Origin of the sequence: Nostoc sp. DedQUE07, from assembly GCF_034530975.2 — a bacterium.
GTDB lineage: Bacteria > Cyanobacteriota > Cyanobacteriia > Cyanobacteriales > Nostocaceae > Nostoc.
Genome location: NZ_JAVRCC020000002.1, coordinates 1 through 25468 on the forward strand (window position 1 = coordinate 1; position 25468 = coordinate 25468).

General features: G+C 44.4%; 19 protein-coding genes. 9 read left to right on the plus strand and 10 right to left on the minus strand.

All coding sequences use genetic code 11. The annotated features are described in order from the left end of the window. Positions 1-601 (minus strand): HEAT repeat domain-containing protein (locus RMZ95_RS01305; protein ID WP_409882126.1); only part of this gene is annotated, 601 nt, incomplete at its 3' end. 415 nt (positions 602-1016) lie between these two features. On the opposite strand from RMZ95_RS01305, the gene RMZ95_RS01310 reads away from it, so the two are divergent. Further along, positions 1017-1886 (plus strand): Rpn family recombination-promoting nuclease/putative transposase, encoded by an 870-nt coding sequence (locus RMZ95_RS01310; protein WP_322682192.1) that lies wholly within the window; start codon positions 1017-1019, stop codon positions 1884-1886. On the opposite strand, the gene RMZ95_RS01315 is transcribed toward RMZ95_RS01310, so the two are convergent. Together RMZ95_RS01315 and RMZ95_RS01320 are read right to left on the minus strand one after the other, a co-directional pair. Then, positions 1872-2210: a hypothetical protein gene (locus tag RMZ95_RS01315; RefSeq protein WP_322675499.1), complete on the minus strand. Its 339-nt coding sequence runs from the start codon at positions 2208-2210 to the stop codon at positions 1872-1874. The genes RMZ95_RS01310 and RMZ95_RS01315 overlap by 15 nt on opposite strands. 141 nt (positions 2211-2351) lie before the next feature. Next, on the minus strand, positions 2352-4877 hold the full coding sequence (locus tag RMZ95_RS01320; RefSeq protein ID WP_322682193.1) for a sigma 54-interacting transcriptional regulator: 2526 nt from the start codon (positions 4875-4877) through the stop codon (positions 2352-2354). A gap of 353 nt (positions 4878-5230) precedes the next feature. On the opposite strand from RMZ95_RS01320, the gene RMZ95_RS01325 reads away from it, so the two are divergent. After that, entirely contained in the window at positions 5231-5620 is a 390-nt protein-coding gene (locus RMZ95_RS01325; RefSeq protein WP_322682194.1) for a hypothetical protein, read from the plus strand. 53 nt (positions 5621-5673) lie between these two features. On the opposite strand, the gene RMZ95_RS01330 is transcribed toward RMZ95_RS01325, so the two are convergent. The 3 genes from RMZ95_RS01330 to RMZ95_RS01340 form a co-directional block, all read right to left on the minus strand. Continuing rightward, positions 5674-5985 carry a hypothetical protein gene (locus RMZ95_RS01330; protein ID WP_322682195.1) on the minus strand — a complete coding sequence of 104 codons (312 nt, stop codon included), beginning with the start codon at positions 5983-5985 and terminating at the stop codon, positions 5674-5676. A gap of 466 nt (positions 5986-6451) precedes the next feature. Then, positions 6452-7099: a response regulator transcription factor gene (locus RMZ95_RS01335; RefSeq protein WP_322682196.1), complete on the minus strand. Its 648-nt coding sequence runs from the start codon at positions 7097-7099 to the stop codon at positions 6452-6454. A gap of 3 nt (positions 7100-7102) precedes the next feature. Then, on the minus strand, positions 7103-8323 hold the full coding sequence (locus RMZ95_RS01340; protein WP_322682197.1) for a sensor histidine kinase: 1221 nt from the start codon (positions 8321-8323) through the stop codon (positions 7103-7105). A gap of 466 nt (positions 8324-8789) precedes the next feature. On the opposite strand from RMZ95_RS01340, the gene RMZ95_RS01345 reads away from it, so the two are divergent. From RMZ95_RS01345 to RMZ95_RS01375, 7 genes are all read left to right on the plus strand, one after another. Then, the gene (locus RMZ95_RS01345; RefSeq protein WP_322682198.1) at positions 8790-9173 is read left to right on the plus strand and encodes a hypothetical protein; all 384 of its coding nucleotides are present in this window, start codon (positions 8790-8792) and stop codon (positions 9171-9173) included. 579 nt (positions 9174-9752) lie between these two features. Beyond that, on the plus strand, positions 9753-11033 hold the full coding sequence (locus tag RMZ95_RS01350) for a S41 family peptidase (RefSeq protein WP_322675493.1): 1281 nt from the start codon (positions 9753-9755) through the stop codon (positions 11031-11033). A gap of 124 nt (positions 11034-11157) precedes the next feature. After that, a complete protein-coding gene (locus RMZ95_RS01355) occupies positions 11158-12066 on the plus strand; it encodes a hypothetical protein (RefSeq protein ID WP_322682155.1) in 909 nt (302 codons plus the stop codon). A 20-nt stretch (positions 12067-12086) separates the two neighbouring features. After that, on the plus strand, positions 12087-13073 hold the full coding sequence (locus RMZ95_RS01360; protein WP_322682154.1) for an RNA polymerase sigma factor, RpoD/SigA family: 987 nt from the start codon (positions 12087-12089) through the stop codon (positions 13071-13073). A 249-nt stretch (positions 13074-13322) separates the two neighbouring features. Next, the gene (locus RMZ95_RS01365; protein WP_322682153.1) at positions 13323-14846 is read left to right on the plus strand and encodes an efflux RND transporter periplasmic adaptor subunit; all 1524 of its coding nucleotides are present in this window, start codon (positions 13323-13325) and stop codon (positions 14844-14846) included. Then, on the plus strand, positions 14843-17965 hold the full coding sequence (locus RMZ95_RS01370) for an efflux RND transporter permease subunit (protein ID WP_322682152.1): 3123 nt from the start codon (positions 14843-14845) through the stop codon (positions 17963-17965). Before RMZ95_RS01365 ends, RMZ95_RS01370 begins: the two co-directional genes overlap by 4 nt. Before the next feature lie 210 nt (positions 17966-18175). Then, the gene (locus tag RMZ95_RS01375) at positions 18176-21298 is read left to right on the plus strand and encodes an efflux RND transporter permease subunit (RefSeq protein ID WP_322682151.1); all 3123 of its coding nucleotides are present in this window, start codon (positions 18176-18178) and stop codon (positions 21296-21298) included. 107 nt (positions 21299-21405) lie between these two features. On the opposite strand, the gene RMZ95_RS01380 is transcribed toward RMZ95_RS01375, so the two are convergent. From RMZ95_RS01380 to RMZ95_RS01395, 4 genes are all read right to left on the minus strand, one after another. Continuing rightward, complete coding sequence (locus tag RMZ95_RS01380; protein WP_322682150.1) at positions 21406-22224, minus strand: ABC transporter permease; 819 nt, start codon at positions 22222-22224, stop codon at positions 21406-21408. Positions 22225-22383: 159 nt separating this feature from the next. Beyond that, positions 22384-23361, minus strand: a complete 978-nt coding sequence (locus RMZ95_RS01385) for an ABC transporter permease (RefSeq protein ID WP_322682149.1) — start codon at positions 23359-23361, stop codon at positions 22384-22386. Beyond that, positions 23312-24898: a sugar ABC transporter ATP-binding protein gene (locus RMZ95_RS01390; protein ID WP_322682148.1), complete on the minus strand. Its 1587-nt coding sequence runs from the start codon at positions 24896-24898 to the stop codon at positions 23312-23314. Before RMZ95_RS01390 ends, RMZ95_RS01385 begins: the two co-directional genes overlap by 50 nt. 145 nt (positions 24899-25043) lie before the next feature. Continuing rightward, on the minus strand, positions 25044-25280 hold the full coding sequence (locus RMZ95_RS01395; RefSeq protein ID WP_322682147.1) for a hypothetical protein: 237 nt from the start codon (positions 25278-25280) through the stop codon (positions 25044-25046). Positions 25281-25468: the final 188 nt, after the last annotated feature.

Below are 25468 nucleotides of genomic sequence, written 5' to 3' on the forward strand. Positions count from 1 at the left end.
CCTTGAAGATATCGAGGATGTCTTTGACGTAGGGTTTGGCAGCCTCCCTCAGATTTCCCAATCCCACTGCTGCACCGGAACGAACAATTGAGTCAACGGTTTTATCCTTGAAGATGTCGAGGATGTCTTTGACGTAGGGTTTGGCAGCCTCCCCCAGATTTCCCAATCCCACTGCTGCACCGGAACGAACAATTGAGTCAACGGTTTTATCCTTGAAGATGTCGAGGATGTCTTTGACGTAGGGTTTGGCAGCCTCCCCCAGATTTCCCAATCCCACTGCTGCACCGTAACGAACATTTGAATTAACGGATTTATCTTTGAGAATTTTGGCAGCTTTTTGAGCAATATCTTCCGGTTTCTTCCCCAAAGATTTTAAATCTTTGAGATCGTATTCAGCTAATTTGTTGAATGCATATCCCTTAACTCTGTTATATCCATCATCAAGGGCAGCAACGATACCGTTAATCTGCCACGCTTCCGGCTTTGGCTTAGGCAGTTCTTTCGCGCTTACCCAAGGCAGGGCGAGGAGGAGTGTCAACAGCAAGATAAAGGGAAAAAGGAAAAAGGGCGACGATCGCTTTTTAATTATGTGCAAATACATTTGTATAATTCGTAATTCGTAATTCGTAATTCGTAATTTTTTTAGATATAAAGGCTCTTTCTGCCCTTTTTTTAGTAGGGAAAGAGAAGGGAGTTAAGTTTTTTACTAGTAAATCAGGAACCGCTACAGTTATCTTTTTATCGTCTGATAACTCAACCTAGCTAGAAATGGAATATTAATGTAATTATTACAGGTACAGGAATTTAAAAAGATACGCCCAAAGTATAATAATGAGCTTCCTTGAGCGATGGTGCGACGCCGAATAGCCCAGCCCGCACTTCTCTACGAGAGGCTGTGCCAACGACAAGCTACTTCGGCTGCGCTCAGTACAAGTCAGTGACCGTCGTAGACATCGCCTACTCAAACCACTGCACGAGATAATAACAATACCTCGTTTGATTGTTAGCGATCGCTAATGTCTTTTGATAACCTCTGCAAACTCCTGTCCGAAAAACATCCTGCTACCTTTGCCAGTTGGGTATTAGGTACACCGCAAACTTCCGTCACAGTACTCAAAACCGAATTGAGTATCGAACCAATTCGCGCTGATTATGTCACTTTTTTACAATTACAAGGACGCATTCTCCACCTGGAATTTCAAACCAAACTAGAATCTACGCCACCCCTACCCTTGCGGATGCTAGATTATTGGGTACGCTTGTATCGTTTGTATCGTCTACCAATAACGCAAGTTGTCGTATTATTGCTTCCCCCTGCACCAGGAACAGTAATTGAAACTGTCTTCTGTGTCGAAACTACCCGTCATGAATATCGCGTGATTCGCTTATGGGAAGAAAATCCCGAACCATTCCTCAACGATCCTGCTTTGTTACCGTTAGCACCACTGACAGCAACCACGCAACCCCAAACATTATTGCAACAAGTTGTGAGCAAAGTTAATCAACTTGAGCCAAGACAACGACCAGAAATTTCCGCTTATACCCAAATCTTAGCGGGGTTAAAATACAATCAAGACTTGATTCGACAATTATTTCGGGAGGGTATGATGCGCGAGTCAGTAATTTATCAAGAAATTCTCGCTGAAGGCGAACAACGCGGCGAACAACGCGGCGAACAACGAGGACGGGAAGAAGGACGAAAAGCAGAAGGGCAATTGCTCATTCTCCGTCAACTTACTCGACGGGTGGGAGAATTACCCCAAGAGGTGCTAGACCGGATTGAAACTCTCTCTTTAGAACAATTAGAAAATCTCGGTGAAGCATTATTGGATTTTCAGGCGATCGCAGATCTACAAGCCTGGTTTGATACATTAGAGTTCAATTAACTTGAAGCCCCAAGGTTTGAGAGCCGCTAAAGCTATTTCTTCACTTACACCTTCATAAGCTTCCCATTCCAATGGGTGTTCTTTGGGATGTCCGTCGCCGACATTACCTGCAACTTTAATTATTGGACAGTTGGCAATGCGATCGCGCTCTAGCCCTTTTGGAACTACTAATTGGATTTTGTGCCCGATAAACTTCGCTGTACTATCATTAGCTACAGATTCACGGATTAAACAAATATCACCAGCAGTCCCCCAAGTCGTTTGGTAGATGTGGAGGAATGATATATAAGTTGCAGGTTTGATCGCTCTTTTTATAACGTGCATTATCTGTAATCCTTACACTATGAGTCAAAAATCATAAATCCTATAAGTATTTTCTATCACGTTCGTAGGGAAGAATGTTCTTAACTCACATTTTCCACCTAGCCCAGGCGATTAAAAACCGCCTGGTGGAAGATGTAAAGCTCAAAAGACGATAATTGCCCACATACTAACTCCCAAAGCGATCGCTGCTAGGTGTTGCAGTATGAGCGATCGCACTGGTTGCTTGGCAATTTTTTGTGTTAATACCATAGTCATTAACACGGAGAAAATTATTGTTGCACCTTGCAAAAAGGCAATCACAGCAGGGTGAGCAACCAATATTGGCAATTGTTCGCCACTCAAACCAAGTGTCGCAAAGGTTACGGGTAAAATCCGTCCGCCTTCGCTTAAGCCCAAACGCAGATAGTGAGCTAAGTTTCCTCCTAAAACTAATGGGAGATAGCTATATGCAAGCTCTACAAATTTTCGAGGCTTACGGTTAGCGTTGAACAGTTGGAACAAGCTATAAGCGCCAAAGGTAAAAGCTGCTGGAATAATTAACACTAGCAGCGATAATCCCAAGTGCTGCCAAAAATCAGTTAAATCCAGTTGTAAGCCTAACCAAGATTGCAATTCTGGCAAGCGATGTAAATATATACCACCCAACAGCAATAACAATAATGCTACTTCATAAGTACGGGGTACATGAGTTGTCCACAATTCAATTCCAGGGGGACGCAAGTTGAACTCAACGGAACGATGGGGACAAGCTTTCAGGCAAGTCATGCACAGTACGCAATCTCGGTTATCTTCTAATTGGGCTGGATGTGAGTATAAAGGACATCCATTCGTTTCCATACCTTCGCCCTTTTGCGGCCCGCCTTTATAACACTGATAAGTGGTGCAACTGGCAGAACATATCCCTTGCTGTGCCCGGAGTTCCGTCATTGAGAGTTTGGCAAATAAACCATTCATCCCGCCGATGGGACAGAGATAGCGACACCAAAACCGCCGCTCAAAAATAGCCGAGAAAATCATCGCCCCAGCAGTAATTAATAGCAGCAAACAAGCGCTGAGGTAAGCTGTATTTTCTAAATGCCAGAGTTCTTCCCATAAGAAAATTAGGGTAAATAAACCAAAGAGGAACCATCCGCCCCATTTTTCAGCTTGTTCTCTCGGCCAGCGCTTGAGTTTTCGAGGCCACAGCCATAAAGAGAGCTTTTGGGTGATTTCTCCATAAATCATGAAGGGACAAACAGAACACCAAATACGACCCAAAAAGGGAAAGAGAAACAAGAAGAAAGGCCACCACCAAGCCCAAAATAGATTTAAGACGAAATTGCGATCGCGGGTTTGCGGCCCAATAAATAATATTGCCACAATAATCGCAAAAGCCGTTGCAGTAAAACCATAATTAATGCGATCGGGCCACCAGTCACTACGTAAAAATCGCCGCAAATTAGGATAGGCATTTAACAAATTTACCCGAAATCGTTTTTTCTTAGTTTCGGCTTGCCAGAAAATTTCTTCTGTTAATTCATTTGCACCCTCAGCTTGGGCAATCGCTCTTTCTACCAGATTTTTCAATTCCCTGAGATTGCCAGGAAAATCATAAGACTGGAGGCGACGCAAAGCTTCTGGGGTAATGTGCGGTTTAGAAATCCCTCTAGAGCGTGTATAAAGACTGGTATAATATTCGACCTGTGTCTGAATATCAGCTTTCCGCACCCGTAGCGGTGGCACTTTAATAATGTGACCAACAAAACGTTCAACTGTCGGCTGAGTTTTTTCTGAAACAATCAGAATTCTGGCTTGACTGGGACGAGGTTCGGGTGTTGAATCTCCAGAACGACTGACGGGGGTATATTTACCAGTTTTGAGCAGCTCCGTCACCGCAGGTAATAATTCTTCGGGCAATTCTTGGATATTGTTGAGAACTAGAGTACCTTCTCCCAACCATTCCAACAACCCTGGTTTGCCGCCAGCACGACCAAATAAATCTGCACCGCTAGTTTGGAGAATACCACAATTTACTTTAATAATTGGTTCTCGCCGTTTGGGAGAACCAAAGTGGATGAGAGCTGCTATATTGTCTTTTTCTAACCCTGGTTCTCCGAAAATATCTACTGATTTGCGATCGGCAGCTGCTTCTCGAATTTGCTCCCGCAACCGCACAGCATAGCGACTTGTACCGACAATTCCGCGTTGTGCTTTGGTGACTAGATATGGACGCAAGGCAATAGAACGTTCTTGTTCATAGCCAAGTGCAGATGTTACCTGAGCTAATTCTTGAGCCAATTGACGCGAAAAAGCCTGAGTAATTTCGGGGTATTGAGTGACTAATTCCCGAAATTTAGCAGCAGGTACAACCCACAAGTGACATTCGGTTACTGTCGTAATTGTGAATGGAGTTGATTCATCCAACAGCAATTCTTTGAGTTCAATCACTGCACCGGGGAGAAATCCACAAGCTAAAGCTGGGTTGTTTTGATTGGTGGTATTGCTTTCGAGTTGACCTTCTACAAGAATATAAAGGGCTTCTGGAGAATTGCCTTCACTAACTAAGTCAGTTTCGCCTGGTACAACTCGTTCTTCAATTACTTGAGCGATCGCATTTAATACTTCAGGCGAGAGAATTCCTAAAGACGTGCGTTTTTGTAGCCATGTAACCGTTTCTGGAGATGTCATATTTAGTTCTCCCTGTAGGCTGCTGTATAACAAGAATTATCCCTGAAAGGGTATGTCAAAATATCTATATTCAGTGGTTGTGCATTAATACACAATGTGCAATAGACTTATTGTCTAATATTATGTCCGGGTAATTAGTTATGATTTCCATAATCACTGCACCCCACCCCCAGCCCCTCTTTGCAGGCGGGGCTACGAACTGACTTTAACTCGTCCCAATTTCGGGTCATTTACTTCCAAGACAGATGCTGCTTCACCCCATGTAGAGGCTTCATTTAGTTTAAATTTTGCACCATGTTTTCGAGGACGACCCGAACCTTTATAAGCTGGTGGTGCACCCCATAAACACAGATTTGAACGCAACCGTACTCTTATTATCTGTGGCAATCTCAGATGTTTTCAGGATAAACGGGGCACAACCATATTCACTGTCCCAAACAGAAATCGGTCTAGAAGGCATTAGCTCGCATACTTTTTTCAGTTGTCCAACTGCTTTCTCAATCGGACTGTCTCAACTGGTGATTCGCTCATGCCTCAAAGGTAGTGCCCAACTTCCAGAATCTTCTGGAATCCAAGCTATCGTACTGTATCCCTGTCCAATCGTAATTGGTTTATTTCCTGCGATCGCATCCAACCACCAAAAAAAAACCCGTGCTACGCGGGGGTGCTACGGGGTCAAATTGCTGAAAGTATTGATAGAGGCTGCTTTTAGCTTACTTTTAGCTTACAACTATTGGCGGTGACACCCGGTGGTCGCCCGTTGTCTCTTTGTCCACTTTTTTACAAAATCCCACTACTACCCCCTACATTTGTTATATTTGGGACAGCATTTCAAATTAAACCTTCCTGTAGTACTGACTACTCTTCTTCCTCCGTTGCTAGGAACATTTACCCGTTGATCGCTACCGTTAGCTATATCAACTTTTATAGTAACTGTATAAGGACAGCGATTAGTTAGAACAGCTCCATTATCAACATAATCTGCTTGAACACATGGTGGCAATGGGACTCGATCGGTTACTGAACAATTATCAGCTAAAGCAGGTAATGCGCTAAATGTCAAAAAGAAAAATACTAAAGGTGTTGAGAAACGTTTTGAAAAATTCATAACATCTTTCTCTATTCTAGAACTTACGCGTTGACAAATTTTTGATTGTGTGGGAGTTATCACAGCAGACATAAATCACCTTAATAAAGTCGGGGTTTTGTATTAGCGAGGACATAAGCCTTGCTTCTACTTCTTATATCGGGGTAATGAAATCAATTTATGCACACTGCGGAAAATGAACGTGGATTGTAGATAGAGTCAAGCATTTTGCCGTCGCAGTACAATTGATCCGCAAATACAGACAATGTTTCCACGCGATCAAGTGTCAAATCGTTGTAGGCTGTGGATCGCAGGGTCTACAGTCTAGCGATGAAAATAAATCGGCACGGACGCGCCAAAGTTCTAACGCAGTCAGAGATACAGCTAATCTTCAGTCATGGCTTTGACATGATATAACGCCTTCTCGATTGCGTTTCTCAGCTATTTGTCTTTTTAGTAAACGATATATCCCTTGTCCAAGTAGACTCTACTTCAGTCCACTAAACAACGAATGGGCAAACAAAGCGGCTTGAGTGCGATCGCGTAAACTCAAGCGACTGAGAATATTAGTAACATAATTTTTAACAGTGTTTTCTGAAAGAAACAGCGATTCGGCAATTTCTCGGTTATTGGCTCCACAAGCAATTAACCGCAATACATCTAATTCTCTGGCTGTAAGTTGCGCTAATTCTGGAGGAGTTTGCAAAGACTGGACAGGTGCGGTAATCGGCGTGAGTGCTTTCTCAAACAATCCCGGGCCGAGTAGGGTTTGTCCCTTGTAGACGGATCGAATTGCCAACATTAATTCATCTGGTTCGGTGTCCTTGAGCAAATAGCCCTTTGCACCCAGCCGCATCGCCTGGAAAACATACTCATCATCATCGAAGGTGGTGAGGACGAGAACTTTAATGTCAGGATATTGTTGAGCGATCGCTTTTGTGGTGGCAACTCCATCCATTACAGGCATTCGGATATCCATTAGTACAATATCGGGTTTCAATGCGGCAATCTGTTCGAGTGCCCGTTGTCCATTCTCCGCCTCACCAATTACCTCCATCTCTGCATTCGACTCAAGCATACTCTTAAGTCCCTGGCGAATAAGATGCTGATCGTCAACTAATAAAATCCGAATCATAAGCTAAAACACCAACAGCTTTGAGAGTGGTAAAGAAACAGAAATACAGCAACCTGTTCCTAGTTGACTGTGGAGATTTAACTGACCGCCCAGTGCAATCGACCGTTCTCGCATCCCTTGTAATCCAAACCCGGTTGTATTTTGAGTGGGGTTAAAACCTTTTCCATTGTCTTCGATTGACAGATGAATCATCCCAGCGTGAGCCAGAAGTTTAACGGTGACACTTGTTGCCTCAGCGTGTTTGCAAATATTTGTCAGCGATTCTTGCACAATGCGGAATAAAGCCGTGTTTACTTCTGTTGGTAGGGTGTGCGGGAGATCGATTTTACAAGATGGTTCAATACTTGTGGTTTGCTGAAAATCTATCAGCAGTTTTTCAATCGCTGATTTGAGAGATTGCCCTTGCAAAGGATTTGAACGCAAAACCGAAAGCGATCGCCGAATTTCTAACAGCGCTTCAGCCCCCAGTTCTTTTGCCTGTTTGAGAAATGTTAATGCTTTGTCATTATTTGATTGCCAAAACAACAGAGTGTTATTAATCTGAATGGTTTGGGCAGCGAGAGTGTGTCCTAAGCCATCATGAATTTCGCGGGCAATTCGGTTGCGTTCTTGCAAGGTTGCCTGATCTTCAATCCGCAGGGCATACTGGCACAGTTGTTGATTGATGATTTCTAATTGCTGATGGGCAATTTCTAACTGCTCTCGACTTTGGCGCTCTGCAAGCAGGGCGTTAATTAACAATAAAGCGAATACTAACGTTAAGCTAAACAATAATATATTACTTAATCGCCAATCCCAAGACATGAGGATCAGCTTATCTGGCAGAAAATTCTCAGGTACAATCGGTTTTGATAAAAGTAGTGTTCCATAAGTAAGCAGAGATAAAATTAAGACGACCAACTGTCCCGATCGCTTAAATATGAGACAACTCCGCATCACCAATACCAGACACAGCAGGAAAACGGAGCGAGTCGATAAAGTATGTTGAGTGGCTGGTAGCAAAATTAAACCGAATTCCAGGACTGTATAAATTAATTTGCTTTCCAGCTTCACCATTGGTAGTCTCAAACCCATCAAGCTGAAAGTTGCGATCGCCAGAACTCCTAGCGGCAAAGACCAGGACAACTGAAACGGCAGCAGCACTTCCATGAACACTGCCGTGGCTAATAACAGCCACTCTAGGTAAAGCAACAGACGAAAAGATGGGTAGGTCAAGCTAACCATAGAATTCCAACTCAATGGTCTTTGTAACAAAACCATAGGTATTTTCACTATTTTAGAGGGAAATATTGAACTGGGGACTGGGGATTAGGGACTAGGGACTGGGGATTGGGAAGATTTGAATCGGAATTCAGACTCCAACCAAATCTTACTCATAATTTCTTCCCCAGTACCCAGTACCCAGTCCCTAGCACCTAGTACCCATTCTTCTATATAACGAATCTGTCTCTACTATCGATAGAGCCGTTCCGACTAATTAATTATTTCTAAATTAGGAAAAAAGTCACAATAATTTGAGTACTTTTTTACTGGTCAGGTTAGGAATTCTAGCTCATGTGCAAACTCATTTCAACTTCTAAGATTAGCTGGTGTGAGTAAAGCAGCAACTTTTCAAACATCTTCTAAACAGTCATAAACGGAAATTGAGTCAGAACAGTTCTATTACACACAACAAAAACCAGAGAAGTAAATGATTAAAAAACAGATAATTTTACCAACCCTGCTATTTGCATCTATTTTAATTGGAGGAATGACAGGTTGCAGCAGTTCTAAATCTCCAGATGTGTCTCAAGGGAATGATTCTGGCACAAAGGTATCTGATACTTCTACGACAAACTCTCCGGCATCGAATACATCAGAACGCGCTCAAAAGCGCGAAGAAATTCGCAAGCAAGTTGAGGCAGTTCTTACCCCAGATCAGGTAAAGGAATTGTCAACGAAATTACAAAAAGGCGAAAAGATGCGTAAAGCAGTGTTCAGCCTAAATCTTACTGCTGAACAAAAGACTAAAATTCAGGATATTTTTAAGACTGCCTATCCCCACCGTAAAGGAAAATCTCAAGATAATTCGTAATTTGTCATTGGTCATTGGTCACTTGTACTGAGCGTAGTCGAAGTATTTGTCATTTGTCACTCGTAATTATGATTGCATAATGGTTCTATACTTTCCAAATCAATCGTTATTCTCTACCGTTTTGTACAGTTTTATCAAAACAGAATTCAGGAGTAATCTGTGAGAATTTAGAAGAAATTATCTGCAACTATAAGACTCATATTTGATTTTTGAAAAAAACTTAGTACACCTTTATTCCTTCTTCCCAGTCCCCATTACCCCTTATCCCCAGAGCAGGGTGGTTTCATACAACGAGAGAAAAACTAAAAATGGGTTTCAAAGCCTCTCTCCGCTTCGGGGAGAGGTTTGGAGAGGGGTCAAAATCTATCGTTATACATGAAAAATCAAGACTTATATATTTTTCTTTTTTCGTATGAAACCACCCTGATTACCCCTTATCCCCAGAGGGGGCCCCACCATCTCCAGTCCCCAGTCCCTAGTCCCTACGATTAATTCAGAAATCAAATCGGATTGCTATATGAGTTTCAGTCCTTTATGGATTACATTCTGAATTCTGTATTATTCTTCAAAAAATAAAGTATGTTTAAACAAAAATTGCTCGTCAAGATAGAACTGGCTGTTATAGCCACAATCTTTGTAGGAACTAGTCTCTACACTTCCAAAGCTCTAGGTAAACCACAACCTAGCTCTCAAAAACTGGTGGATGAGGTGTGGCAAATCTTAGATAAAAACTATGTTGATGTCAGCTTTAATCATCAAGATTGGCAAGCAATTCGTCAGCAGTATATTAGCCGTTCCTATAGTTCTAAGAAAGAGGCTTATGGAGCAATTGAAGAAATGGTGGCGAAATTAGGCGATCGCTACACCGAATTTTTCGACCCACAAGAATTTAAAGCCCTAAATAACGACATTTCTGGCAACCTCAGTGGCGTAGGGCTGGAACTGGCACAGAATGAAAAAACTAAAGCTTTAACCGTTGTCGCCCCAATTCAAGGAACCCCTGCATTTAAAGCGGGTATTTTGCCGGACGATGTAATTGTCCAAATTAACGGTCAAAAAACTCAGGGGATGAAAATTGACGATGCCGTGAAGCGGATTCTCGGCCCAGTGGGAACCAAGGTAGTACTCATGATTCAACGGGGCAATCAATCGCAAACTTTCAAACTTACCCGCGCCAATATTGCTATCCATCCTGTAACTTATAACACGCAAACAACAGCAGCAGGTAAGATTGGTTACATCCGTTTGCCAGAGTTTACGCAAACTGCTCCCGTAGAGATGCATCGGGCAATTCAAGCATTAGAAAAACAACAGGTACAAGGCTACGTTTTAGATTTGCGTTCCGATCCAGGTGGACTGCTGGATGCGAGTTTGCAAATTGCTAGTATGTGGTTGAAGCAAGGAGCGATCGTGTCTTTGGTAAATCGAGACCAAGTGAAAGAAAGCTACGATGCATCGGGACATCCTCTCACCGACAAACCCTTAGTGATACTGGTTGATAAGGGATCTGCTAGCGCCAGCGAAATTCTATCGGGAGCGCTACAAGACGACAATCGCGCCACCTTAGTAGGAACTCGCACCTTCGGTAAAGGTTTAGTTCAAGCTGTAGAGCCACTAGAAGATGGTTCGGGGCTGAAACTAACGATCGCTAAATACTACACACCGAAAGGTCGAGATATCAATCATGTCGGCATTGCCCCAGATATTAACGTGGCATTAACCGAGGCACAACAGAAAGCCTTAGTGCAAAACCGAACCTTGGGGACATTAGCCGATCCTCAGTATGCTAGCGCTGTTGCTGACCTAAGCAAATTGATTCAGTCTGGGGCTAATCATGTGAGTTTGCAGCGTGGGAAATGAAGCCGGCATGGTAAGTGGTCACTGAGCGTAGTCGAAGTGACCACCTACCTACTTGCAGACTCGCTAACGCTGCGCTATCTGCCTCCTGCCTTCCTTAACAAGCTAGGAACTGTATCTTTTTATCATGTCAACTCGCAAAGCCCAACGACTTCAAATTTGCGAACCAGTCCCAGGTTTGCAAATCCTGGTTAAACTCAGCAACACTCCTTTAATGCGGACAATCATAGCTATTGTTACCCACCATCAGCTAGCAATTGTTGGGTTTGTATTTGTTGCCACCTTGGTTTTTGCTATGCGGGAAAACGCCCCTTGGCTGACAGTACCTAAACAGGTAGCAATTGAATTCTTTTCTGCTGTATCCCAGTCCCTAGCTGCTTTATTGGGTGTGTTAATTGTTTTCCTTACTTTTACTAGTCAGTTGATCGCTCAAAGGAGATATGAGGACTACTATACACTCCAGATTCAGATTGACCAACTGATTCGTCTAACTCAGTCTCTTCCCCCCGAACTCAGTAATTTCGATCAAACTCTGATCGCTCTGATTAACTATTTAGTTCCCTTACATTTAAAGGATTTCCCAATTTGGTCAACTAGCTCTCAGGTCTTACCTTGGGACAAGCTTTTAGATGATTTCAAGAATGAACATGAATTGACGCAAGTGCAGCAAAAATGCTTCTTAGCTACCCATCTGCACCAACAACAAATTTTACTTGTCATCAATAACATGGAAGAAATCCTAGAGAGATTTTCCCGGCTTTACAATCGCATCCTAGAAATGAGTCGGTTCATTCTCGCGATTGTCAAGCTGTCATTTCTTCTAGGAGTTTCGCTGGTATTTTTGCTGCTATTTGGCATTATCGATTTGCAAAGGAAATTTCCCGATCTCAGCCTACCTGTAATTGTTTCATTAGCAATTTGGGTATTGATTGCTCTTTTGGAATTAGTACTTGATACCTGGTTTTTTTATAAAAACCTCTATGGTTCATCAAGTCATTATTTACACTTTTTCCCGAATAAAAAATACCCCAATTAATCGGCAGAGGCTAACTTAAAATGAGTAACTTAACATCATTCCCAGATACTAAAGCTGCTAACACAAGCAAAGCATCTCAATTTACAACTGATACGGTACGTGTTTATCTTCAAGAAATTGGGCGGATACCTCTGTTAACCCAAGAGCAAGAAGTTTTTTTTGCCCAACAAGTTCAGCAAATGATAAAAATACTTGCTGAATCCGAAAAACTGACTGTTGAATTAAATCGTACCCCCACACTGTCAGAATGGGCTGCTCGGATGCAGTTAAGCGAACAGGAACTACTTCAAAAGCTAAATCAAGGGAAAAAAGCCAAGCAGAAAATGATGGCATCTAATCTCCGGCTCGTGGTGTCAATTGCCAAGCAATATCAGAGACGGAACTTAGAACTGATGGACTTAATTCAAGAAGGTACTTTAGGTTTGGAAAGAGGGATTGAAAAATTCAATCCGGCTTTAGGATACAGATTTTCAACCTACGTTTACTGGTGGATTCGTCAAGGAATTACCAGAGCGATCGCTCAACAAGGACGCGCAATTAGATTACCGATTCACATTAATGATAAGTTAAACAAAATTAAGCGCGTTCAGCGAGAGTTATCTCAAAAACTTGGTCGCGTTCCTACCACTACGGAAATTGCTCATGCACTTGCTTTGGAGCCTAATCAGATTCGACAATATCTAACTTTGGCTCGTCAAACTATCTCTCTCGATCTTCAAGTTGGTTCAGAAAAAGATGTTAAGTTAGAAGATTTAATCGAAGATTATAGATATTCTCAAAATGGTTATACTACTGAGCAATCTCTCAATCAGGAACTTGAAGACTTATTGTCAAGTTTATCTAGACAACAACAAGAAATATTAAACTTACACTTTGGTTTAATAGATGGAAATGAACTTTCTCTAGAACAGATTGGTCAGCGCATGGGTATTAGTCGGGAACGAGTCAGACAAATAGAAAAACAAGCTCTCCACCTTCTATATCGGCAGCTAAGAAATAATAAGTAAACGCAAGTGAAAAAGTATCCCTTAAAATAATGAAATATTTTAAATATGATTACTTAAGACGTATTTAAAAATAGATTTGTTTGATTTATAATAAACAAAATCATCATGATTTGACAAGGCACATCGAGCAAACCGGAAAAAACGAATTATTTAGATGTGCCGCCTCAAATGAAATTGGGATCGGCGGCAGTTGAGGTAGTAAAGGATTTCACGGTTTTTAATATTAATTAAAATGCATTGGAGGTTCTGATGAACCATGAAATTTCTAACGATTTGACTGAAAACAGTATACAACCAGAGCTACCGCGATCGCCAAAAAAGAAAAAGATTACTTTGATAATTTTGGGCGTGCTATTACTGGCAGGACTAGGTTTTTTTGGCATCTATGCAGGTGCAGCCAAGTCAGACAAAAGTGAAAAATCGGGGCGTAATAAGCAACAAGTTACACCTGTAACTGTGGCAATGGTGACACAAAAAACGGTTCCGATACAATTGCAGGCGATCGGTAATGTGCAAGCGGGTTCTACAGTATCGATTACACCCCAAGCTAGCGGACGGATTATTGGAGTTTATTTCAAGAAAGGTCAAGATGTAAAAAAGGGACAACTTTTGTTTACCCTAGATGACCGATCGCAAGCTGCTGCAATCCAGCAAGCTCAAGGAACTGTAGCAAAAGATCAAGCCTCGGTACAACAAGCCAGAGATGCATTAACTAGAGATTTAGGTCAGGTAGACCAAGCTAGAGCCACTTTAGTCAAAGACCAAGCTTTAGTGCGACAAGCCCAGGCGAATTTGGCTAAGGATCAAGCGCAAGCAGAATTTGCTCAGGGACAGAGCGATCGCTATACTTCGTTATATAAAAAGGGCGCGATTAGTTTAGATCAAGCACAGCAATACCTTTCCAATAGCAAATCGGCTACAGCAACACTTCAGGCAGATCGAGAAGCGATCGCTAATGCTGAAGCAGTTTTGAAAAGCGATCGCGTGGCGCTGACTAATGCTGGCGCAGTTGTCAAAGGGGATCAAGCTGCGATCGCTAATGCTCAAGCTGTTGTCACTTCCGACCAAGGAGCATTAGAAAATACCAAAGTGCAATTATCTTACGCCAAAATTTATGCGCCGATTGATGGTCGCGCTGGCAATATTCTCGTGACTCAGGGGAATGTGGTACAAGCCAACAGCACCACTCCACTTGTTACCATCACCCAAATTCGCCCGATTCAAGTTGCTTTTTCCATTCCTGAAACAAATCTGCCCCAGGTACAAAAGTATATGCAGAATGGCAAGCTGAAGGTAGATGTAACGTTCCCCGATAATCCATCTCATTCAATACCAGGTACTTTGACGTTTGTCAATAACACAGTTGATAATACCACGGGGACAATTCAACTAATTGGCGACTTTGATAACACTCAGGGACACTTATTTCCCGGTCAATTTGTCAACGCAACCCTAACGCTAACTGAACAACCAAATGCAACGGTTGTTCCTTCCCAAGCCGTGCAGAATGGGCCCGATGGACAGTTTGTCTTTGTAGTTAAGCCAGACATGACGGTAGAAAATGTTCCAGTTACAGTTAGCAGCAGCATTCAGGGGCTAGATGTGATTCAGAAAGGGCCGCAACCAGGCGATAAAATTGTCACCGATGGTCAAGCGAATCTCGTTTCCGGGAGCAAAGTTCGCGTTAAAACAGCCGGCAATTCCCAAGGCGGTGATGACTCAAATCAGCCAAGAAGACATCATTCCCGTAGCTCAGGCGGAGGTGAATCATGAACCTCTCAGAACCATTTATCCGCCGCCCGATCATGACAACTCTGGTGATGGCGGCGATTTTGATTTTCGGTTTCATGAGTTATCGCCTGCTGCCCATCAGCGATTTACCAAGTGTGGATTATCCCACAATTCAGGTAAGTGCTTCCCGACCGGGAGCCAGCCCGGAAACGATGGCAGCATCAGTTGCGCGTCCTCTAGAAAAGCAATTTTCCAGTATTGCGGGACTCGATTCGCTTAACTCAACTAGCACTCTGGGACAGACTCAAATTACCCTGCAATTTAACCTGAGTCGGAATATTGATGATGCGGCACAGGATGTGCAAGCCGCGATATCGGGATCGTCGGGGCAAATTGCGACGGATTTACCTAATCCTCCTACCTATAGCAAAGTTAACCCCGCAGACCAACCAATTCTTTACCTTTACTTAGACTCTCCCACTCTGCCGCTTTCCCAGGTAGATAATTATGCCGAGACTTATCTGGCGCAAAAGCTATCCACAATCAATGGTGTGGCACAGGTAGCCGTCTATGGTTCCCAAAAGTACTCGGCTCGAATTCAACTCGATCCGCAGCAATTGGCAGCGCGGCAAATTGGGCTAGATCAGGTGGCGACGGCGATTCAACAAGGTAACGTCAATTTGCCTACCGGCAGTCTTTCGGGAAATCACAAGAATTTTACAGTTCAAACTAACGGGCAACTTGAGGATGCGGCTGCTTATCGCCAATTGATTGTGTCTTATAAAGATGGAATGCCTATCTATCTCAATCAACTGGGTAGGATTGTTGACAGTGTAGAAAATGACAATGTGGCAAGCTGGTACAACAATACTCGCGCCATTATTCTCACCATTCAAAGACAGCCTGGAACCAATACGGTGCAGGTCGTAGACACGATTAAGAAATTGCTCCCGGATTTGCGATCGCAGATTCCGGCATCCGTGGAAATTGGTATTCTCTATGATGCGTCTCAATCAATTCGAGATTCAGTAGATGATGTCAGATTTACGTTGATTCTGACGATCGCTCTAGTTATCTTAGTGATCTTCATCTTTTTACGGAACCTTTCGGCGACGGTGATTCCCAGTTTGGCATTACCCGTTTCGCTGATTGGTACTTTTGCAGTGATGTATTTGCTGCACTACTCACTAGATAACCTATCGCTGATGGCGTTGACCCTTTCAGTGGGTTTCGTCGTGGATGATGCGATCGTCATGCTAGAAAATATCGTCCGTCACATGGAAATGGGGGAACGTCCTCTAGAAGCGGCGTTGAATGGGTCGAGAGAAATTGGTTTCACAATTTTATCGATGACCCTTTCTTTGGTTGCAGTGTTCATTCCCATGTTGTTCATGAGTGAAGTGCTAGGACGATTATTTCATGAATTTGCTGTAACGATCGCAGTGGCAATTCTCGTCTCTGGTTTTGTGTCTTTGACTTTGACACCGATGTTGTGCAGCCGTTTTCTGCGTCCTGTAGACCATGCTAATCAAAGTCGGTTATATCAAGCTTCCGAATATGTCTTCGATCGCTTCCTCGGTTTGTACGATTGGAGTCTCAAAAAAGTCTTAAAATATCACCGCACCACGATGATTTTATCTGCCTTTCTATTGGCGGTGACAGTTGGGCTGTTAGTGATAGTTCCCAAAGGCTTTATTCCTAGCGAAGATACCGGACAAATTACAGGTATTACCCAAGCAGCCCAAGATGCATCCTTTGATAATCTTGTCCAGCATCAACAGACAGTTGCTAACCTGATTCGTCAAGATCCGAATGTAGATGCAGTCAACTCCAATATTGGCGCAGGAGCGAGTGCTAATGGCAGTGGGGCAGCAGTTGCAGCCAATTCGGGTAGTTTGTTTATTCGATTAAAACCGCGATCGCAGCGCCAGCTAGGAGCCGACGAAATCGTGCAAAATTTGCGAACCAAACTTGCCACAGTTCCAGGCATCCAAGTATTCTTGCAAAATCCTCCAGCGATTCCTATTGGCGCTCAACAAAGCACAGGACTTTATCAGGTTGCACTTCAGAGTTCTGATGTCAAACCCTTGCAGGAATATGTTCCCCAACTTGTTCTCAAGATGAAGAACTTGTCAGAACTCCAGGATGTCAACAGCGATTTACAGTTTGCTTCCCAGATTCAAATTGACATTGACCGCGATAAAGCCTCAACTTATGGGATTACCGCCGAGCAAATCGAAAATACCCTCAGAAGTGCTTACGGTTCCTACCAAGTGTCAACCATCTATGCAGCGACCAATGAGTATCAGGTGATTTTGGAATTAGCACCGCAATATCAGCAAGATATTAATGCTCTGTTGACCTTATACATTAACTCCAGCACAGGAGTAGCAGTTCCTCTGAAGACATTCGCCAAACTATCTCAGGGAGTCAGCCCGTTAATGGTCAATCATAACGGTAGAATGAACGCCGCCACCATTTCCTTTAACCTCGCCCCAGGTGCGTCCTTGGGAAATGCCAACCAAAAAATTGAAGAACTGATTAATCAGGTGATTCCTAAGAGCATTAGCACCAGCTTTCAGGGCGCAAGCCAGGTATTTCAAAGTTCACTGCCGAGTTTAGGTTTACTGTTAGCGATCGCTATCTTAGTAATTTATCTAATCCTGGGTATTCTCTATGAGGATTTCATTCACCCAATTACGATTCTTTCCGGTTTGCCTTCAGCAGGTTTTGGGGCATTGTTAACGCTAATAATATTCCATGTCGAACTTAATGTATACTCCTTTATCGGCATCATTCTCTTGGTGGGCATCGTCAAGAAAAACGGGATCATGATGGTGGACTTTGCTATTGTTGCCCAGCGAGAAGAATTGAAAAAACCGTCTGAGGCAATTTATCAAGCCTGTTTAGTGCGCTTCCGTCCAATTATGATGACGACGATGGCAGCATTAATGGGAACCTTACCCATAGCGATCGGATTTGGGGCTGGTTCAGAATCCCGCCGTCCTTTAGGGATTGCAGTTGTGGGTGGACTGGTGTTTTCTCAGATATTGACTTTGTATTTAACGCCCGTGTTCTATATATATATGGAATCGTGGCGGAAGAAACTCAATCAAGTTAAGTTTCGGCGGGTGTTCTCATTTACAGGGGAGCGATCGTGATATTTAACAATTCAAAATTCAAAACTCAAAATTAAAGACAACACAGACTAAGTACAACATCTCATTAATTCATAGCGAAATCTCTGCGTGCCTCTGCGCTTACCTCTGCGCCCCTTTGCGTTTAAATTTCAACCCTCAATTCGCCATAATTTTACGCAAAGCTGTACTAAGCGATCGCATCGCCACCACATTTCTGGGAGAACAAAACTCATGAACCTTTCAGAACTCTTCATTCGTCGTCCAGTCATGACCACCTTGGTAATGATGGGTATCCTCATTTTCGGTCTCATGAGTTATCTACTGTTACCCATCAGCGCCCTACCCAACGTTGAATATCCTTTTATATCTGTCTCCGCTAGTCTCCCTGGTGCTACCCCGGAAACAATGGCATCTTCGGTCGCCGCACCCCTCGAAAGACAGTTTACCGAAATTGCCGGACTCAATTCATTCAATTCCACCAGTTCCACAGGCAGCACCAACATTTCCCTACAATTTGACTTTAGCCGCAGAGTGGAAGATGCCGCCAAAGATGTACAAGCAGCCATCTCAGCCGCAGCCGGACAGCTACCCGCCGGAATGCCTCACCCCCCTACATACCGCAAAGTTAACCCATCTGTCTCGCCAATTCTCTTCCTCTATATGTATTCCGAGACACAGCCAATCTCGACAGTTGATGAATACGCAGAGGTAACAGTTGGTCAACCAATTTCGATGATTGATGGTGTTGCTCAGGTACAAGTTTTTGGTCAACAGCAATATGCAGTCCGCGTCCAGCTTGACCCGCGAGAGTTGGCATCGCGGGGAATTGGTCTAAATCAGGTAAAAACTGCAATTCAACAGGGAAATGTCAACTTGCCAACTGGTAGTCTTTCTAATACTTACAAAAGTTATACGATTCAGGCGAACGGTCAACTCACCGATGCTGCCAGCTATCGCCAGCTAATTGTAACTTACAAAAATGGTGCGCCCGTGCGGCTCCAAGATTTGGGAGAGGTAATTGACAGCGAACAAAACGTCAAAGTCTCGAATTTGTATAGCGATCGCAAAGTAACAAATCGCCATTCTGTTGTTCTCGCTGTGCAGCCGCAGCCGGGAGCTAATACTGTAAAAATTGTTGATGCTATCCAAGAACTTTTACCTACACTCCGCGAACAAGTTCCCAAATCCATTGAAATGGGGATTATGTACGATCGCTCCCAAACCATCCGAGCCTCTGTTAATGATGTGAAATTTACCTTGGTTCTCTCGGTTTGTCTAGTTGTCTTAGTTATTTTCTTATTTTTACGCGATCTAACAGCTACCCTAATTCCCAGTTTGGCGTTACCTGTAGCAATTATTGGCACTTTTGCTGTAATGTATCTGTCGGGTTTCTCCCTAGACAACCTTTCACTCATGGCTTTGACCCTTTCTGTGGGCTTTGTTGTGGATGATGCGATCGTTGTGTTAGAAAATATTGTCCGTTATCGAGAAATGGGCGAATCTCCGCTAAACGCGGCATTGAAGGGATCGAGGGAAATCAGCTTCACAATTTTGTCAATGACCCTTTCCCTAGTGGCGGTGTTCATCCCGATTATGTTCATGAGTGGAATAATCGGGAAATTATTTCATGAATTTGCCGTGACGATCGCTGTGGCAATTTTGGTTTCGGGTTTTGTTTCCCTCAGTCTCACCCCCATGTTATGCAGTCGCTTTCTGCGTTCGCATCAGCAAAGACCAAATCTGCTGTATCGAGTTTCAGAACGGGCATTTGATTTACTACTGCGGGGATATGATTGGACGCTCAAACCTGTCTTAAAATACCGCTTAATGACACTGATTGGTTCTGGTATTCTGCTGGTAATGACCGTCTATCTATTCGTCATCGTTCCCAAAGGATTTATTCCTACAGAAGACACCGGACAACTGACGGCTAACACCAAAGGAGCGCAAGATATTTCTTTTGATGATATGCGCCGTCATCAGCAAAAAGTTGTTGATATCATTCGTCAAGACCCTAACATTGAAGCAGTTGACTCAATTGTGGGTGCAAGTGGGCCGAATGCCTCGGTGAACTCCGGGCGAATTACGATTCGGCTCAAGCCACGTTCTCAACGTCAACTGAGTGCTGACGAAATCATTCAAGAGTTAACCCCCAAGTTGAGACGTGTAGTTGGGGTTAAGACATTCCTCCGTTCTCCGCCAGCTATTCCCATCGGGGGGCAACAAACCAATTCTACTTATCAGTTCACATTGCAGAGTTTGAATTTACAAGACCTGCGCCAATACGTTCCTAAACTTGTAGATAAGGTCAAAACCCTACCAGGACTCCAGAACGTTGACAGCGATTTACAACTCAGTACTCCCCAAATCCAAGTTAAATTTGACCACAACAAAGCTGCAACCCTTGGGATTACCGCTCAACAAGTTGAACAAACTCTCAGCGCGGCCTATGGTTCTAGCCAGGTGTCAACTATTTATACGCCAAATGACCAATTCTATGTAATCTTGGAAGTAAAACCGGAATTTCAACGAGATCCTAGCGCCCTATCGATGCTCTATGTGCAATCAAGTACTGGGAAACTTGTTCCCTTAAGTGCGATCGCTAATATTACCCAGAGTGTCGGGCCGCTCACGGTTACTCACGTTGCTCAACTCCCCTCTGCAACTATCTCTTTTGACACCCTCCCAGGAACGTCTCTAAGTCAGGCTACAGATGCTATCAAGCAAGCAGCCAGTGAGCTATTACCCTCAACAATTACCCCCAGCTTTCAGGGTTCAGCCCAGACTTTTCAACAGTCCTTCAACGATTTAGGCGTGCTGTTGTTGGTGTCTATTGTAGTCATCTATTTGATTCTCGGTATCCTCTATGAGGATTTCATTCACCCAATCACCATTCTTTCCGGTCTGCCTTCGGCGGGTTTTGGCGCATTATTGACGCTGCTAATTTTCCAGGTTGATTTAAATCTTTACTCTTTCATCGGCATTATCCTGTTAGTGGGCATCGTCAAGAAAAACGGGATTATGCTGGTGGATTTTGCCATTGAATCCCAGCGAAAGGAAGGTAAAAATTCCTTTGATGCCATCTATGCCGCTTGTTTGATTCGCTTCCGTCCGATTATGATGACGACAATGGCAGCTTTAATTGGCACACTTCCCATTGCTTTGGGCACAGGAGTAGGTTCAGAAGCGCGTCGTCCTTTAGGGATTGCGATCGTTGGTGGATTGGTGTTTTCTCAGATATTAACTCTCTATCTGACTCCAGTGTTTTACATTTATATGGAGACATGGCGGAAAAAGCTGAGTATGCAGAGTAGGAAAACTGAAAAAAAACATCTGCCAGCAGTTAAAAGTTAATGATAGTTTTTAGTAAAATCAAGCATGAGTAAAGCGATCGCTTAGAGTCAATAACCATTGAACAAAGTCAGAAACTCTGAACAACTACAACTTCCGTTTCAATAAACTCAGCTTCTCTGCACAATACGCTGCTGAAAAAGCACGACCAAAAGTAAGAAGGCCCCACGAAGTACGAGTTGCCACCAAGGAGTAATGGTTCCCTCAAGATTTAAAAGATTGTACATCATTCCTAGTAAAAGTACACCGACTAGCGTCGGAAACACGCTTCCTTGACCCCCTGCGAGAAACGTTCCTCCCATAACGGTGGCGGCGATCGCATCTGTCTCCCAGCCAAAGGCGGCCACTGGCTGACCCGCTCCTAGACGACCTGCGAGAATAATACCAGCAAGCCCTGAAAGCAACCCGCTAAATGTGTAGACTGCCAGCTTCACTCGGTTTGGGTTCACGCCCATGAGCCGAGAAGCCTCCTCGTTATTGCCAATAGCGAATATGTGCAAACCTAATCGGCTTCTGTGCAGCATAAACCAAGCTGCAAAATATAAGAGTGCAACTATCAGCACAGGTACAGGAATCCAACCAATGAATCCCCTACCCAGCCAAATAAATCCCGATGCTGTCGATGATACTGCAATGGACTTTTCCTCGGTGATGCTCAACGCCAGTCCACGTGCAGCGCTGGCAGTGAATAAGGTAACAACGAACGGCTGAAGCCGTGCGCGAGACACGAGAAGACCATTGACCACACCCAGCAACGTGGTACTAGCAATGCCGGCGGCGATCGCTACGAAGCTTCCTTGTCCGGCAAGCATTGCTGTAACAACACCGCCTAGAGCAACGAGGGAACCCACAGACAGATCGATTCCTCCACTCAAGATGACGACAGTCATGCCTAGCGCCACGATCGCCAGCATACTATTCTGTCGCATGATGTTCATGAGATTGACAGGTGTCAGGAACGTTTCATAACGAAAGGATGCGAAAACAGCCAAACTAAGGAGTATGAGTAGCACGCCCTGGGAGGTGAGGAGCTTGGCAAGATGCCGCAAACCCGTAAGCGCAAGAAACCTTGTAGCAGCCATAACGCGTTAAACCTCCCTCGGACGCTGCAAAAAAATGGCGAAAAGAATGATTACGGATTTCAAAACCAATGACCAGGTAAAGGGAATCAGCAGCATATTGAAACTTGTGGAAATCACCTGCATGAGAAGGGCCCCGACAACAGTGCCGAGGATATTTGCCCGGCCACCGGAGAAGGGCGTACCGCCAACAACAACGGCGGCGATCGCATCAAATTCTGCGTTGACACCGACCTTACTCGGATCGCCCATGCCCAGCCTCGCTGTTTCGATAAGTCCGGCTAACCCAGCAAGCAGGGCGCTAATTATATAGACTATATATTTCACGCGCTCCGCACGGATACCCGCAAGCCGTGCAGCCTCCTCATTGCCGCCAACTGCAACGATATGACGGCCGAAAAGCGTAGAGCGAATACAGAAAAAAGCTGCCGCGATCGCTACTGCCGCAATGACAACTTGAATTGGTATAGAACCGAGATAGCCCTTTCCCAGCGCTTCAAATGTCGGATTGACGAAAGGAACGAGCTTACCGTCCCCGATAACCTGAGCAATCCCACGCCATAAGATCAGAGCCGCCAAGGTGACGATCAAGGCATCAAGTTTCAGACGTGAGATCAGAAAGCCATTGATCGAACCAACCAATAGAGCAGCGCTGAAAGCGAACAAGATGGCAACAGTCATCCCATACTTAATCAGCAATGCGACAATGACTGAAACCAATGCCATAGTAGAGCCAACCGTCAGGTCGATGCCACGGGAGGCAATGACAAAGGTCATACCAACGGCAACCAACATTGTTGTGGATACTTGGAGCAACATATTCAATGTGTTGCTAATTGTTGCAAAACGCGGTGTAAAGATGGCGTTCGCAACATAGAGAATTAAGAGTGCCGCAAATGCACCGAAGTTTGGATTCCACAGGGTTCCCCAACCCAGATCAGACTTCTTGCTCTTCATTTGGGTTTTGCTCTGTTTGGGATTGTCCACCGACGACTTCCTGACGATCTGCGCCTTCCGCCATTGCGTGCAGAATTGCCTTGATATTCTTCTGCTCGCCGCCCAGTTCCGCGATTGACTGCCCGTCACGCAGGACGACGACACGTTGCGAACCTTCAACTAATTCTTCCACTTCCGAGGAAATCATCAGAACTCCCAGCCCTTGCTGTGCTAGTTCGGCAATCAGCTGCTGGATCTCTCGCTTTGCACCAACATCAATACCACGAGTTGGCTCATCGAGGAGAAGAAGTTTTGTATTCTTGCACAGCCATCGCGCCAGAAGCACCTTCTGCTGATTACCGCCCGATAGTTCGTGGATCTTCTGCTCGGCGCTGGCAGCTTTGATATCAAGACGCTGCATGAAACGCTCTACAAGCTTGTTCTGTTGTTTTCTGGAAACGATGCCCCATCGCGTCAGGTTCGGCAGGGCAGCAAGCGTGAGGTTTTCGCGCACCGAAAGCTCAGGGATGATGCCGTCTGCCTTGCGATCCTCGGAAAGGAAAGCGATTCCAGCATCGATCGCATCATGAGGATCGCGCAGAGATAAAAGACTACCTTCGAGTTTTACAGTTCCACTTTCAAGGGGTTCAGCCCCGAATAGGGCACGCACTGTTTCACTACGACCAGAGCCGAGCAAACCTGCAATCCCGACGATTTCGCCATGCCGCATTTCAATGGAAATACCATTGAGCCGTTTTTTATATTTGAGAGCTTCCGCTTGGAGTAGCACTGGCCGATTTAGCGTGTTTTGCGAGTGTCCTGCAAACGCCGTGACTCCTTTGCTCACCTCTTCGGGTTTACGACCTAGCATAAAACAAACGAGTTCCAGACGAGTCAGCGAAGAGAGCGATCGCGTCACGATATTGCGCCCATCACGCAGTACTGTCACGCGATCGCACACGGCATAAAGTTCTTCAAAACGGTGGCTGACGTAGACGATAGATGTCCCTTGCGACTTTAGCCGCCGCATGACATCAAAAAGCACAGAAACTTCAGTTTCCGTCAGCGAACTCGTGGGTTCATCAAGGATCAGCACCCGCGCCCCAAAGGATATAGCGCGGGCGATCGCTACCATCTGGCGATGGGCAATATTCAGCGAACCAACCACTGAGTGCGGGTCGATATACAACCCCAGGCGCTCCAGGATATCGGCGGCCTTAATATTCATCACCCGTCTATCAATGATGCCGAAGCGATGCGGCTCCCTGCCCAGAAAAATATTCTCAGCAACAGTTCTCAAATCCACCAGCTGGATCTCTTGGTAGACAGCTACAATGCCTGCCGCCTGCGCTTCGGTCGGGTTCTGAAATGCCACGGTTTTCTGGTCGTACTCTATAACACCCGAATCCCGTCGGTAAGCCCCCGTCATAATCTTGATCAGCGTCGATTTGCCAGCGCCATTCTCTCCAACCAGTGCATGAATCTCGCCTGCCTTCAGTTCAAAATCCACACCCCAGAGCGCTGGCACGCCGGAAAAACTTTTTTTTATACCCGTCATGCACAGGACATTTCTAGTCGCTTGATTCATCGGCTTTACCTAGTTTTTGTCTTAATTGCCGATAGTGGAGATCCTTCACTTCGCACTATAGTAATCTTTTTTGTCCATCGTGGAAGCTCAGGAAAATTCCAAGTTATCTTTTTTCTATTTTAGGGTGAGAACCAATACTGCTCGGTTAAAGTACTTCAAAGTCGTTTTGAGGTACTGCAAAGTCGTTTTGAGGTACTGCAAAGTCGTTTTGAGGTACTTGAAAGTCGTTTTGAGGTACTGCAAAGTCGTTTTGAGGTACTTGAAAGTCGTTTTTAGGTACTCCAAAGTCGTGTTGAGGTACTCCAAAGTCGTGTTGAGGTACTCCAAAGTCGTGTTGAGGTACTCCAAAGTCGTTTTGAGGTACTTCCAAATAAAAAAACATACAATTTTTCTTGTGGGGTGGACATCTTGTCCGCCCCAAGCCTTGGGCGGGCGAGACGCCCACCTCACAAGATTGGATAATTTATTTCTTGGTAATCCCTAAAACAGGGTTTCAAAGCCTCTCCCCGAAGCGGAGAGAGGTTTGGAGAGGGGTAAAAACCACGCCACAAAACGATAAATCAAGACTTA